Source organism: Leptospira wolbachii serovar Codice str. CDC (genome assembly GCF_000332515.2).
GTDB lineage: Bacteria > Spirochaetota > Leptospiria > Leptospirales > Leptospiraceae > Leptospira_A > Leptospira_A wolbachii.
The window spans coordinates 2,167,007-2,180,611 of the sequence record NZ_AOGZ02000014.1 but is presented as its reverse complement, the minus strand read 5'-3'; the positions used below and the strand labels follow the sequence as shown (position 1 = coordinate 2,180,611).

The window sequence follows — 13,605 nt, the reverse complement described above, 5'->3', positions numbered from 1 at the left end:
ATTAGTTAGAAATCTGGACTTTGTTTCCGACCAATTGCAAGCCACCAATAGTTGCAGGAGTTATAGTCAATGTATCACTGAAAATCAACGTGGACTCTTCTTCGGTAGTTTGCGAGTAAGGACTGTCTGCATCTAAACTCGTAGTGACTACTTTATGATCTCTTCCAAAGATTTTGATTTTTGCTTCACTTGAATTTGCATCAAGCAGCACCCAATTTCCATCTAAAACGCGTTTTTCGACTGTATCATCTTTCCAAATGACAAAAGATCCATTGGAGCGAAATACATAATCCAAACGACCTTCTGGCATATCTCCAAAGACAGCTTTGTTGACTAAACTAGAAAGAATAGTGCCATCTGTTTTAGAAAGGATGGACTCTTTGAATTTCTCAGCATTCTGATCAATGACTGTGAATCGTTTTCCCTTTTCTCCCAGTAAAATGATTTCCGCAATGACGGTATCACTCCAAGTATTTCCTGGACGGACTTTTTGAATTTTAAACGTAAAATTCTTTCCTGAAATTGTTTTAGGAAAGAAAATTCTTTGTCCACCTTGTTTGTCTTCCACTTTGAGAGTAAAGGAATCAGAACCATTGGATACTTGTAATTCTGTTACTGATCCATTTTTATGGAAAAGTGAATCCAATCGTTGGTATCCGTTAAAAATTTCAATACCAGATAAATCGATTTCATCTTCTAAATTAATTTGGAAGGTTTCACCCACTCCGTCTGTTTTGGCTCCTTCTACCCAAGCAAAGTCGATACTCCCATCGAACAAACTATAGGCGGGGTAGTTTGGAAGTGTACTACTAGCTTTTACTTCGCCTTGGATTGGTTCAGGATAAGTTACTTCTAATTTTTTTCCATCTTGGAAAAAAGAGACTGATTCAATTCCATTTCCAGAATCAGGGAGGAGATAAATTACGTGAACACCGTTGGAACGAATTTTTTGAATTTCTGTTTTGGAACAGTCGAAATTTGTCGCATAACTTCCGTCCTTGTATAAAGCAACATATCCTTTTTTGTCCTTACATTCGATAGAGAGTTCACTAAAAAAAGCGCGGCCATCGGTTTTGCCCGGCTGGTTCCATTGTGCACCATTCGAAAAAAAGATGGTGATTCCATCCAAACTAGTTTCTGGTTTCCAGTACTTACCCGATTTAAAGACGTTTATAGGACTGGTTCCGTCTGCTGAGGATGCGGCTTGGATCCTTTCAATGACAACGGATTTTTCAATTGAACTACCCTTACAAAAAAGGAAAAATAGAAGGGAAAGAGACAGGATTATTTTTTTCAAAGGTTGCACCTCGGCAGAAACAAAGAATCCAAAACTCTTTCGACTTAGACAAGTAAAAAATTGATTACGATTAGATTAGGCCACCGAATACTCTTTTCATCTCCTCGCTTCGCATAGCACCAGATATACGATGGACCTCCTTTCCATTTTTAAAAAGAATCATTGTAGGGATTCCCGTGATACCGTATTTACCGGCAATTTCTTGCTTTTCATCCGTATTGATTTTGATAATGGAAACCTTTCCCTTCCAGTCCTTTGCTAGTTTTTCTAGTTCTGGTGCCACCACTTGACAAGGGCCACACCAAGGGGCCCAAAAATCCACTAGGATCGGTTTGTCATGTGTTTGGACTAATTCCTCGAAACTTTTTGGTAAATTTTCGGACATAAACAACTCCTATCCGTTAGACGTCTATACCCTGCGGGGTATATAGAAAAACCTCTATTTTCTATTCTTGTTCCTATTTTTTTTCCGAAGTAAGGATTTCCTTTGGTTTTGTTTTAGCTTTTATTTTCTAAAACAAATCGATAGTTTCAAATCCTTGTAATAACTGGACTTCTAATTTTTCCTCTTGGGTTCGTTTCAAAATGTATTTCATACTCGATTCAAAATCATCGCCTAGTTGGAGATTTGGTTCCAAAGGTTCTGAAAGTGGTTTGAAAAAATTATCCCAATGGATGGGGATTAGCAGTTTGGGTTTTAAAGTTTTTACAGTTTGCTGATAAAATTGTTCCTGAAAAGGAATGGGTTGTAAAGAAAGTTGAGCAATCCCCAAAAACAAAACATCCGCTTTTATTTTATCAAAAGCACCTTCTACAAAGTTTGTACTACTTTTGATTAAAATTTTATTTTTTCCATGTTGAATGAAAAAATCAAAGGTCCCACCTTCAATATAGTCTGTTGCTTTAACTGGTGTAATGAGTGGAGAATCGATATTTGGATGATTAGGATCTGTGGCATTTGTTTTTCCAAAAATTCGAAAGGGAGGTGTGTGTTTAGATTCCAAAACAGTGATGGTAAACTTTCCGATGGCGATGGGTTTACCTGGTTGAAACTTTTCCATTTGTTCTAAGCTAAGCCCGGACCCAAGTCCCACATTGAGTGTCGAGAAAGAACCGAATAACTTCGCCTTTGTTTGTTTGGCGACAAGTGGTGCATCCATGACGTGATCATAGTGAGAATGACAGACAAAAATGGCTCTCAGTCTCTCGATTTTAGCTTTATCGATTACAGATTGAACTGTAGATGGATCTGATTCTATTTTGGAAAATGCCGTTTTCCAAAGAGATGGTCTAGAAAAGAATCCATCTGTTAAAATTTGTGTTTCCCCATCATCTAACAGGATGGATGTGGTTCCGAGAAAGGTAACTCGCACTTTTCCTTTTGGGATGAGGTTCGAAGGACTCTCATGTGGGAAATAAGAATCGTATTGACTTAAGGTTCCAGAAGGGCGAAAAGCACAATGACTAAAAAAGAGAAGAAGCAGAAGAAATGGGATGAGTAGAGAAGGATTTATTTTCTTGAGGAACCTTGTTTTAACTAACATTACGATCAAAAATATTCGAAAGAAATATTCATGGCAAACCATTTCTATTCCTATAAAAGTTTGGATCCTCTCAAGCGAGAGGGATTTGTAGGACTTGGTCGCCGGACGAAATTCGGCCGGAGACGGGAGCGAACGCGGACTCCGGAAAAGCCCGGACCCAAAGGGTCTCGCCAAACAAAAGAACACAAATAGACTTATTGTTTTGGATTGGCTTGTGACTTTCTTTAAACAGGGAATCGTCTAAAAAATAATATGAAAACAATCAATTCAGCGTTGCCCGTTGTTGTAACGGGAGGATCCGGATACATTGCCTCTTGGATCGTTAAGTATCTGTTGGAAGATGGAAAGTCGGTGCGTACCACTGTTCGTAGTTTAAAAGATACGAAAAAAATTGAACATCTACTAGAACTACAAAATAAGTTTAAAGACAAACTTACATTATTCGAAGCTGATTTATTAACGGATGGAAGTTTTGATAAAGCGATTGAAGGTGTTGAGCTTGTGATTCATACAGCCTCTCCCTTTTTTGTTGCTGGAATTAAGGATGCAAAAAAACAACTGGTCGAACCAGCATTACAAGGTACAAGAAATGTTTTGAACGCATGCAATCGTATTTCTTCCGTTAAACGAGTTGTATTAACATCAAGTGTTGCGGCGATTCATAGTGATAATATCGATTCCTTAAAAGTTCCAAACAATACCTTTACTGAGGAACATTGGAACACAACCAGCAATCTAAATCACCAACCTTATGCTTATTCAAAAACTTTAGCTGAAAAAGAAGCCTGGGAGATTCAAAAAAGGCAAACACGTTGGGATTTAGTTGTGATCAATCCTTCTTTTGTGATGGGGCCTTCTCTTTCCAAACGACTCGATGGAACTAGTGTTGAGTTTATGAAAAATATGTTGAAGGGAGTATTTCGCACAGGAGTTCCGGATACGAAGATGGGATTTGTGGATGTTAGAGATGTTGCAAAGGCGCATATCTTAGCTGGATTTACTCCGAGTGCCAAAGGAAGACATATTACTTCAGCCGAAGTCATGCCAATGTTAGGTGTTGCAAAGATCATTAAAGAAAAATTTGGTAAACGATATTCGGTTCCTACTAACAATCTACCGAAGGCGCTTGTGTATGTGATTGGACCTTTCTTTGGATTGTCTTGGGGTTATACGAAAAATAATATTGGCCAACCGATGAACTTAAACCATGAGTATAGTAAAACTGATTTAGGTTTAACCTATCGTCCACTGACTGAAACTTTTGTGGATCATGTGAATCAAATGGAAAGTTCGGGATTGTTATAATTTTCTTGTGAGAATTATTTGCGGATTTTGTTGAAACTGCGAAGTTTTCTTTAGAATTTTTCAAGAGATTCGATTCCCAAGAGACAAGTGTTATGTTTTATGGTAGGAGTTGGGCTGGGAATGAACTCCCACAAGCCCTCCTCCACCACCCATTCAGGGTGGGGGCCGAGACCGAGCGAACGAGACATAATATGCATTCCCTTCAAGCCAATCCGTTCCTCCAAACAGAATATTTACAATTTGGAACAGCCAAACAACAGGAATTGTTTCATGATTTAGAAGAATGGAAAATTCTAAAATGCTTACATGGTTTCAAACCCACACTGGCGGGCACCATCCCTTTAGATATTGATACAGACACAAGCGATGTAGATATCCTTGTGAAATTCAACATCCCGGCACATTTACAAAAGATTTGTTATGCTAAGTTTCGTAATTTACCAAACTATAGTTTTTCAGAGAAAACAATTGCCCTTCGTGTAACTCTCGTTTGTCGATTTCAAACAAAAAAGTTTCAATATGAAATCTTTGGGCAATCGGTAGAACCTACAGAACAGTATGCTTGGATTCATCTGATGGTTGAAAATCGGTTTTTAACCTTGGCGGATTCCTCTTTTCGTGAAGAGATCCGAAATCTCAAACGACAAGGGATGAAAACTGAACCTGCTTTTTGCAAACTATTGGATCTGAAAGGAGATCCTTACAAAACACTCATCCAATGGAATCAAAAAACGGAGGATCAGTTTCGGGAATTACTCCTCCAAAAAGGATTTCAAATCAATCCAAATTGACGAAAAGTTAAATTGATCCTCGGTCGTTTGACTTTCATGGCTTTGGGGAGGGAATGTAACCAATGTCTTTGGATGACATCTTTCATCAAAAGTAAACTCCCATGTTCTAACTGTAACTCCACCTGTTCTCCCGTTTTTTTATGTTTATAACGAAAAGTTCGTTCTGCACCAAAACTCACAGAAGCAATGGTTGAATTGGGACGTAAGGAAGTTTCATCATCACTATGCCAAGCCATCCCTTCACTACCATCATGGTATAAATTCAACAAACAGGAATTGAAAATTTCTTGGGAGGCAATTTCCACTTTTGTTTTTAATTCTAAAAGGAGGGGTGACCAAGGAAGGGCAGTTTTCGTAGTTCCCGAATATCGATAGGAAAAACCTTTTTCCGCATACCAAGCTACACTTCGTTTGGTGGTAATGTGTTTTCCATAGAGGATGGCTTCATCTGGTTTCCATTCGATCTCTTCCATTAAGGGACCAAAAATTCGATGAGATTCATCTATAGGAAGAAAATGAGGGATGTACAACAATACTCCATCGTAAGGTAATAAATTTTCAGATTCGGATCTTGGGAATAGGTGCATAGATTTTGGAACGTTTGGATGGATTCCCGAAAAAAACTAAATCACTCTCAAATTTGACCACCTGGACAAAGAAATCCAATGAAATTCTGTACTGGTTTTGAGTCGACCGTCTAAAATTTTAGTTGGATTCCCTTCCAGACCAAAGAATCTATACGATAGTATGACCCCAACTCGCACGATTCAATCTTTCATCGACGCAAAAAAAGAAAACCTTACCCCTTCGGAAGAAGTTTGGAACTCTTTGAAAGGATACCGGAAATGGAATGAGCCGGAACTAATCGGTCTAAGGAATGCATCTGGTTATTATCCTGATATTTATTTTGAATCAGGAATGGATGAAACCATATCCAAACTACTTGCAAAATTTCAAGAGAGAGTGGTCCCCCATAAATTTTAATGAATCCCAGTACCCCTAAAGTTTTATACCAAGAAGCAAATCCTTACGGTTCTTTTACTGCATTTTTAGAAGATGATGGAAGAACCATTTACCTTTACTTACAATCACATAACAACCCAGAGTGGCCTATGAAAACACTTTGGGTACGTAACTTAATTGATGCACCCGATGCACGAGTGGAAGAAGATTTTGATGTTGGCCTTGCCCCAGTACTTACCAAATCTGAACTTACAGATCCAAAAGCACAGAGCTCCCTCACCGAAGACCAAATCCATTTCATTTGGTCAGAAGAAGGAGATGCTGTCGCATTATTTGTAGACGAAGAACTACAAGCTTATCTCCCTTCTTGGTCAGGGATCAAAGGAATCCATGGGTATGCTAAATTTGCAAAAGAAGAAGCACCCACGGCATCACCTCTTGGAGATTCAGAGAATGGTGTGATTGCCGAACGCGTGCGATTGAATCGTAAGTTTTGGGAGTCCACTGCAGAAAAAGACCATTGGAAGAAGGCACAAAAACTTAGATTGGATTTTTTAGAATCCAAACTCGGCAAACACCAAACCTATTGGTCAGCAGATGGAGGAAAGTATCCTTCCCTTGGGATCGCATCCTTTTTACCGAAAGAATATCCTGGAATCAAAATTTTTTCTACCATTGGGATGAGTGTACAAAACCAACCATCCATTGAACTCTATCACAAAGATTATGAAAACTTTTCTCGTATCGAACTGGTCTTTGCCATCCAACTTTTGAAAGATACAGAAGATAAATCAGAATCATGGATCCAACATGTACTCGGTGAGATGGTGAAGTTCCCTTGGAACACAGGAATTTGGTTTGGACATTCGCATACCATTCAAAATCCGAGAAAAGATCCCGACCAACTCTATCTAGACTTCAATTGGTTCGTTCTACGCAACGTCACAGAGGAAATAGAGCAGGGTTCAACCGAAACTCTACCAAATCTTCATGGGCTCGTCACAGAGAACGGGAAACGTGCTAATTTTCTTTTCTTAACTCCTATCGCAACGGAGGAACGAATTTGTTTTATGCGCGAAGGATCATTTAAGTTTTGGGAGACCTGGAAGAAGGAAGGATATAGTTTCTTTCATGACAGCGAACGAAGAATGTTAGAATTCTAGATTTTAATTTCAAAAAAATCTGATTCAAACTCTAAAATCTGACCGTTACTCTATATGATATGGCAGAGACGTATACAAAGTACTTCAATTTAGAGTTTGAACCCTTTTCCTTAGAACGAATTCTCGAAGAAAGACAAGATTCTTCCGGATTTTTCCTCTCTACCGTATTTCAAAAACGGTTTTCGGAAGAAGTGAACCTCAAACGCCACGAGGACCAAAAACTTTGGATCCAAACTAAAAATCTCCGTTACGTTGTTTTGGATGGGATTCAGAAAATTTCCGATGAAAACGGAAGGTTGGAACCTACTAATATTCTCTACTTACTTGTTTTTTTTGATTTTAACTCCATCACTGAGTATGGTTTCGAAGATGTATGCAATGTTCTGATGAAACGATACGATCTCCCCTCACTCATCCTAAAAATGCCTGAATCAGACCATTTAGAAATCTGGAGTAAGGACCATTCACGTAAGAGTTATAAAAATGTGATCCATCCTAACATTGAATCGCTGATGAAATCACTCTTTGATTCAATCAATAAGAAGGATCATTTCCAGTTTATTGGTATGGAAAGAGTCAATTCTGATAAAAAATCGGGATTTTCTATGAGTCGAAGGGGTTTTACAAGGGCAATTGCCTAATTTTTCTCAGAACTTGTGCCTATAAATGAAAAAACCCGCAGGTCTTGCGGGTTCACACAAATCTTACTTCGATAAATCGAAGGAAGAATTAAGGCTAAGCTTATTTCTTAGCTTTTTTCTTTGCAGCTTTTTTCTTAGCGGCTTTCTTTTTTGCGGCTTTCTTTTTAGCAACCATTGTGATCGTCCTTATCTTTTGATTTCAAAACACGGCTGTCCTTGGCAAACAGAGAGTGAATTGATACGACATAATTAAATCAGATCAATTTTAATGTAAAGAAATTTTATTTTTTGCATGAATTTTTATTCAAAATAAAAAAACAGACTAATACTCATTCTACGGAACATTGATAACGATCTTACCAATTGTTTGTCCCGATTGAAATGTATGGAGTGCATCGTGTATCTTTTCGAACGCAAACTCATGTCCGATGGTTTGTTTTGGTAATGATAACATCATTAAATCGGAAAAATGTTTTCTAAGTTCATCAATTTCATTCCACAACCATATTAAATTGAATCCCATCACCGATTTATTGTCTGAAATCATCGATAATGGATCAATTTTTGGTCGTGAGAGGTAAGAATAAGCAATCGATAGCCAATTTCGGAATGAATGTGATGGTGTGAAGTTCGCACTGCCATAAGTAACAAGCCTACCCATTGGTGCCATGAGATCATAACTGTCGTGAAAATAACGACCACCTAAACATTCTAAAACTATTTTTAATGGATGTCCTGATAAAATTTTCTGCATCTCTTGTTTAAAATGAGGAGATCTAATGAGAAAATAATCATAACCAACCTCTTCTAAGATCGAAAACTTACGAGAATCACCTACAAGACCGATTGGGATTGCTTTTTTTTTCTTTGCGATATGTCCTGCCATGATGCCAACACCACCGGCAGCACTATGAATCAGAACATGATCTCCTTCTTTCACTTGTCCGAGTGGAACAAGAGCATAGTATGCAGTGAGTGCTTGTACAACAAATGCAGCACCATCTTGCATCGACCAACCCTTAGGAAGTGGGAATACTGTTTTTTCTGAAATGTTAAGATGAGTTGTATATGCTCCAAACCTGGTTGCACCAAACACTGAATCTCCGACCTCAAAATCCTTAACATTTGGGCCTATTTTTACGATTTTTCCCGCAAATTCTAATCCAGGAATGAAACTTCCTTTAGGAGTTGCTGAGTACAAACCATAAATCGAAAAAACATCGGCAAAGTTAAGACCAATGGCTTTCACTTCAATGGTAACTTCATCTCCTTCGGGTGGTCTTAAGAGTTCTTTTTTCCGATGGAGGTGAGCGATAGATCCGGTTTTTTCGATGCGATAGACTTCTCTTAACATAATATCTTAAAAAAAATTCAATTCCATAACGATGAAACCATTTTTCAATGGTTCCAGAGTCTGATCGAGAGAAAGCCGTGGAACTAAAACAAACCCCTTTACACACAATTCATAAAGAAATGGGAGCCAAGATGGTTCCTTTTGGCGGATGGGACATGCCTGTTCAATATACTGGTATCATCCAAGAACATTTAGCCACAAGATCGGCTGCGGGACTCTTTGATGTTTCGCATATGGGCGAAATTTTTGTGACGGGAAAAGAAGATGAGGTTCTTTCTTTCTTAGAATCAGTCACTTGCAATACCATCTCTAGTATAAAACCAGGACAAGTGCAGTACAATGCTGTCGTCAATGAAGATGGTGGCCTTGTAGACGACATTACAGTCTATAAATTTAGCGATACCAAATATATGATTTGTTCCAATGCTTCTAACTATCCTGCTGTAGCAAAACATTTAGAAAAATACAACAAAGGGAAGGTAACTGTCGTTGATGATAGCAAAAACTGGCATCAAATTGCATTACAAGGTCCAAAAGCTGACCAAATTTTTTCTAAATATATGGGGAAGGATTTAAGTTCGATCCTTTACTATCATTTCGAAGAGATGAATTGGAAAGGGGAAACCATCATCGTATCTCGCACTGGTTATACGGGAGAAGATGGATTTGAAATCTATACATCCAATGCTCTTGGTGTGATTCTTTGGAAAGATTTATTGGAAATCGGAAAAGACTTCGGTCTTGTTCCTGTTGGTCTTGGTGCTCGCGACACACTTAGGCTCGAAGCAAAATATCCCCTCTATGGACATGAATTGAATGCGGAATGGACACCGGTAGAATCGGGAATCAACTTTATCGTCAAAGAAAAACCGTCCCCATACTTGGGATACGAACGCATCATTGCCGACAAAAAGAATGGGCCAAAACGGAAAATTGTGGGAATCCGCCTCATGGAACCTGGTGTTCTAAGAGAAAATTTCCCCATTTTTTCTGCAGATGGGAAAGAAATTGGGAAATCCACCTCCGGAACTCACTCCCCCAGCCGTAAAGAATCCCTAGGCCTTGCCATTCTCGAAACCGAATTCGCTAAAAACCAAACGGAAGTATTTGTGGAGATTCGTGGACAAAAGAAATTGGCAAAAGTAGAGACTGGGGCCTTTATCCAAGGCAGTGTCCGAAACAATCGCTAATCCGAGAGCAAAGTAGAAGAGGAAAAATCATGGCAGATACACAAGCAAGAGACGGTTATTATTTTACTGAAAAACATGAGTGGGTAAAAGTAGAGGGCGATGTGGCTCTTGTAGGAATCACTGACTTTGCACAAAATGCTCTGGGTGACATTGTTTTTATCGACCTACCAAAACCAGGAAAACAAATCAAAGCCAAAGACAGCTTGGGAACAATCGAATCAGTAAAAGCGGCAGAGGATTTATACTCTCCTATTTCCGGCGAAGTAGTAGAGACAAATGCGACCCTTGTTTCCAATCCCGCAGCTGTGAACGCAGAACCTTTTGATACCTGGATGGTAAAATTAAAAAATATCCAAACTTCCGAACTAGGAAGCCTTCTCTCAAGCGCGCAATATAAAGAATACGTATCCAAACTGGATTAATAGGAGTTTTTCTAAAGTGAGTTCTGTAAAACCTACATCACCTATCCATTCCCCTTACGAAGAATCATTGGAACCAAGCGATACTTTCTTACGTCGTCACGTTGGTGTGACGGAGGAAACTGTCAGTGCAATGCTTTCCACCATTGGTTATAAGGAATTGGACGACCTCATCAATGACGCAGTTCCCGAAAACATTCGTTTGCGAAAGGAACTGAGTCTTCCCAAACCGGTTGGTGAGTATGCTTTACAAAGAGAACTGAAGAAAATTGTATCTAAAAATAAAATCTACAGATCCTACTTAGGACTTGGATATTACTCTTGTATCACACCTGCCGTGATCCAAAGAAATATTTTAGAAAACCCAGGTTGGTATACTGCTTACACTCCTTACCAAGCAGAGATTGCACAAGGCCGTATGGAAGCCCTCATCAACTTCCAAACCATGATCACTGACATGACTGGAATGGAAATTGCCAACGCTTCCTTACTCGATGAAGGAACTGCTGCTGCGGAAGCGATGAATATGCTCTTCACATTAAAAGAGGATACTCAAGGAAAATCATTCTTTGTCTCTCAATCGGTTCATCCTCAAACATTAGATGTCATCCGCACTCGAGCCATTCCACTTGGAATCAATATCGTTGTGGGATCTTTTAAAAAGATGGTTCCTTCCAATGATTTTTTTGGAGCGATTGTACAATATCCATCTACTGATGGAACCATTTATGATTTCAGTGAATTCATTGAAAGTTTGCACAAAGTAGGTGCCAAAACTGTAGTAGCAGCTGATCTTTTAGCACTTACCATTTTAAAAGCACCAGGTGAAATGAATGCAGATGTGGTTGTGGGGAGTACACAACGGTTTGGATTGCCACTTGGATTTGGTGGACCTCATGCCGGATACTTCGCAACCAAAGAAGAATACAAAAGAAACATGCCGGGTCGTCTCATTGGAGTTTCCAAAGATTCACAAGGAAAACCCGGTTACCGCCTAAGTCTACAAACACGAGAACAACACATTCGTCGCGACAAAGCTACATCTAACATTTGTACGGCGCAAGTTTTGCTTGCGGTTTTATCTTCTATGTATGCTGTGTATCACGGACCCAAAGGCTTAAAACAAATTGCTTCCCGTGTCCACCGAATGACAACCATCCTTGCGACTGGACTAGAAAAACTCGGATACAAAATCATTTCCAATCCCTACTTCGATACCATTCGTGTAGAATTGTCTAAAATTTCCTCGGCAGAGATCATTCATTATGCAGAAGAAAGAGAAATCAATATCAGACAAGTTTCTGGCCACGTAATCAGTATCTCTTTAGATGAAACAACCAATCTAAAAGATATCAAAGACCTTCTGGAAATTTTCAATGAAAACAAAGCCCTTCATTTCCCATTAGAAGACCTCACTAAAAAAGAAGAATGGAAAATTCCTGAATTGTTAGAGAGAAAGTCACAGTATCTAACCCATCCTGTCTTCAATAGTTTCCATACAGAAACAGAGATGTTACGTTACATTCGTAGACTGGAATCTAAAGATTTGTCACTCACCACTTCTATGATTGCCCTTGGGTCTTGCACCATGAAACTCAATGCGTCAACAGAAATGTATCCTATTACTTGGCCAGAACTTGCAAATATCCATCCTTTTGTTCCAGAAAATCAAACCGAAGGATACCGAACTCTCTTTAGCCAATTAGAAAAATGGCTTTGTGAAATCACTGGTTTTGCAGAAGTATCTTTACAACCTAATGCTGGTTCGCAGGGCGAGTATGCAGGTTTACTTGCGATTCGTAACTTTCACCAAAGCCGTAACGATATGCATAGAGACATTTGTCTCATTCCAATCTCGGCACATGGAACAAATCCCGCATCCGCAGTGATGGCAGGATTCAAAGTGGTTCCAGTGAACTGTGATACCAACGGAAATATTGACGTAGCCGATCTAAAGAAAAAAGCAACCGAATACAAAGATAGTTTAGGTGCTCTTATGGTTACCTATCCTTCCACTCATGGTGTGTTCGAAGCTTCCATCAAAGAAATTTGCCAAACCATTCACGATAATGGTGGTCAGGTGTATATGGATGGAGCCAATATGAATGCCCAAGTGGGACTCACAAGGCCCGCTGATATTGGTGCCGATGTTTGCCATTTAAACCTTCATAAAACATTTTGTATCCCTCACGGTGGTGGTGGGCCAGGAGTTGGTCCGATTGGGGTGGCAGAACACCTAGCACCATTTCTTCCTGGGCATAGCCTTGTGGAGAATGGATCGAATAACAGCCAATGGGCGGTCTCTGCTGCCCCTTGGGGATCTGCTTCGATCATCGTGATCTCTTGGGCCTATATTGCGATGCTTGGATTTGAAGGATTACAATTTGCAACAAAGGTTGCAATTCTCAATGCCAACTATATCGCAAAAAAATTAGAGTCTTCTTTTCCCGTACTGTATCGTGGAAATAAGGGACTTGTGGCCCATGAATGTATTTTAGATATGCGTGGTTTCAAAAAAGGTAGCGGTGTGGAAGTGGAAGACATCGCCAAACGTTTGATTGACTACGGATTCCACTCACCTACAATGTCATTCCCTGTTCCTGGAACTTTAATGGTAGAACCAACAGAATCAGAATCCAAAGAAGAACTCGATAGATTCATTGATTCTATGTTAGCCATTGCAGGAGAAATCAAAGACATCGAATCAGGTATCCTTTCAAAAGAAGACAATCCCCTAAAGAATTCTCCGCACACAGCAGATATGGTCATCAGTGATTCTTGGAAACATGCTTATCCGAGAGAACGAGCAGCCTATCCACTTCCTTGGTTGCGTAATCGTAAGTTCTGGCCAAGTGTTGGCCGAGTAGACAACGTATATGGGGACAGGAACCTTGTTTGTTCTTGTATTCCCATGGAAGACTACGCCGTTTAGGAAAAA

The 13,605-nt window shown here is 39.4% G+C and carries 13 protein-coding genes; 8 read left to right on the top strand and 5 right to left on the bottom strand.

The genetic code is table 11. The features are described from left to right. Position 1 precedes the first annotated feature (1 nt). The 3 genes from LEP1GSC195_RS15760 to LEP1GSC195_RS15750 form a co-directional block, all read right to left on the bottom strand. Entirely contained in the window at positions 2 to 1,297 is a 1,296-nt protein-coding gene (locus LEP1GSC195_RS15760; RefSeq protein WP_015681004.1) for a discoidin domain-containing protein, read from the bottom strand. Positions 1,298 to 1,367: 70 nt separating this feature from the next. Then, positions 1,368 to 1,682 carry a thioredoxin gene (gene trxA, locus LEP1GSC195_RS15755; protein ID WP_015681003.1) on the bottom strand — a complete coding sequence of 105 codons (315 nt, stop codon included), beginning with the start codon at positions 1,680 to 1,682 and terminating at the stop codon, positions 1,368 to 1,370. Between the two features lie 127 nt (positions 1,683 to 1,809). Next, a complete protein-coding gene (locus LEP1GSC195_RS15750) occupies positions 1,810 to 2,841 on the bottom strand; it encodes an MBL fold metallo-hydrolase (RefSeq protein WP_051122393.1) in 1,032 nt (343 codons plus the stop codon). 252 nt (positions 2,842 to 3,093) lie between these two features. On the opposite strand from LEP1GSC195_RS15750, the gene LEP1GSC195_RS15745 reads away from it, so the two are divergent. Together LEP1GSC195_RS15745 and LEP1GSC195_RS15740 are read left to right on the top strand one after the other, a co-directional pair. Further along, the gene (locus LEP1GSC195_RS15745; RefSeq protein WP_015682510.1) at positions 3,094 to 4,146 is read left to right on the top strand and encodes an SDR family oxidoreductase; all 1,053 of its coding nucleotides are present in this window, start codon (positions 3,094 to 3,096) and stop codon (positions 4,144 to 4,146) included. Between the two features lie 191 nt (positions 4,147 to 4,337). Continuing rightward, complete coding sequence (locus tag LEP1GSC195_RS15740; protein ID WP_015681014.1) at positions 4,338 to 4,937, top strand: DUF4269 domain-containing protein; 600 nt, start codon at positions 4,338 to 4,340, stop codon at positions 4,935 to 4,937. On the opposite strand, the gene LEP1GSC195_RS15735 is transcribed toward LEP1GSC195_RS15740, so the two are convergent. After that, positions 4,919 to 5,524, bottom strand: a complete 606-nt coding sequence (locus tag LEP1GSC195_RS15735; RefSeq protein ID WP_015681775.1) for an alpha-ketoglutarate-dependent dioxygenase AlkB family protein — start codon at positions 5,522 to 5,524, stop codon at positions 4,919 to 4,921. The two genes, LEP1GSC195_RS15740 and LEP1GSC195_RS15735, sit on opposite strands and share 19 nt — an antisense overlap. 160 nt (positions 5,525 to 5,684) lie before the next feature. On the opposite strand from LEP1GSC195_RS15735, the gene LEP1GSC195_RS15730 reads away from it, so the two are divergent. From LEP1GSC195_RS15730 to LEP1GSC195_RS15720, 3 genes are read left to right on the top strand one after another with little or no spacing between them, the layout of a single operon-like run. Further along, positions 5,685 to 5,921: a hypothetical protein gene (locus LEP1GSC195_RS15730; RefSeq protein ID WP_015681528.1), complete on the top strand. Its 237-nt coding sequence runs from the start codon at positions 5,685 to 5,687 to the stop codon at positions 5,919 to 5,921. Continuing rightward, positions 5,921 to 7,063, top strand: a complete 1,143-nt coding sequence (locus tag LEP1GSC195_RS15725; RefSeq protein WP_015681497.1) for a suppressor of fused domain protein — start codon at positions 5,921 to 5,923, stop codon at positions 7,061 to 7,063. Before LEP1GSC195_RS15730 ends, LEP1GSC195_RS15725 begins: the two co-directional genes overlap by 1 nt. Positions 7,064 to 7,122: 59 nt before the next feature. Next, on the top strand, positions 7,123 to 7,704 hold the full coding sequence (locus LEP1GSC195_RS15720) for a hypothetical protein (protein WP_015682006.1): 582 nt from the start codon (positions 7,123 to 7,125) through the stop codon (positions 7,702 to 7,704). 334 nt (positions 7,705 to 8,038) lie between these two features. Here the strand turns inward: LEP1GSC195_RS15720 and LEP1GSC195_RS15715 are convergent, their stop codons facing one another. After that, positions 8,039 to 9,058 (bottom strand): synaptic vesicle VAT-1 family membrane protein, encoded by a 1,020-nt coding sequence (locus LEP1GSC195_RS15715; RefSeq protein ID WP_015680923.1) that lies wholly within the window; start codon positions 9,056 to 9,058, stop codon positions 8,039 to 8,041. A 47-nt stretch (positions 9,059 to 9,105) separates the two neighbouring features. Between LEP1GSC195_RS15715 and gcvT the strand changes: the two genes are divergently transcribed. The 3 genes from gcvT to gcvP are packed head-to-tail and all read left to right on the top strand — an operon-like array spanning position 9,106 to position 13,599. Continuing rightward, a complete protein-coding gene (gene gcvT / locus LEP1GSC195_RS15710) occupies positions 9,106 to 10,248 on the top strand; it encodes a glycine cleavage system aminomethyltransferase GcvT (protein WP_015682365.1) in 1,143 nt (380 codons plus the stop codon). A gap of 29 nt (positions 10,249 to 10,277) precedes the next feature. Next, positions 10,278 to 10,670: a glycine cleavage system protein GcvH gene (gcvH, locus tag LEP1GSC195_RS15705; protein ID WP_015681963.1), complete on the top strand. Its 393-nt coding sequence runs from the start codon at positions 10,278 to 10,280 to the stop codon at positions 10,668 to 10,670. Positions 10,671 to 10,686: 16 nt separating this feature from the next. Further along, complete coding sequence (gene gcvP / locus LEP1GSC195_RS15700; protein WP_015681588.1) at positions 10,687 to 13,599, top strand: aminomethyl-transferring glycine dehydrogenase; 2,913 nt, start codon at positions 10,687 to 10,689, stop codon at positions 13,597 to 13,599. Positions 13,600 to 13,605 lie beyond the last annotated feature (6 nt).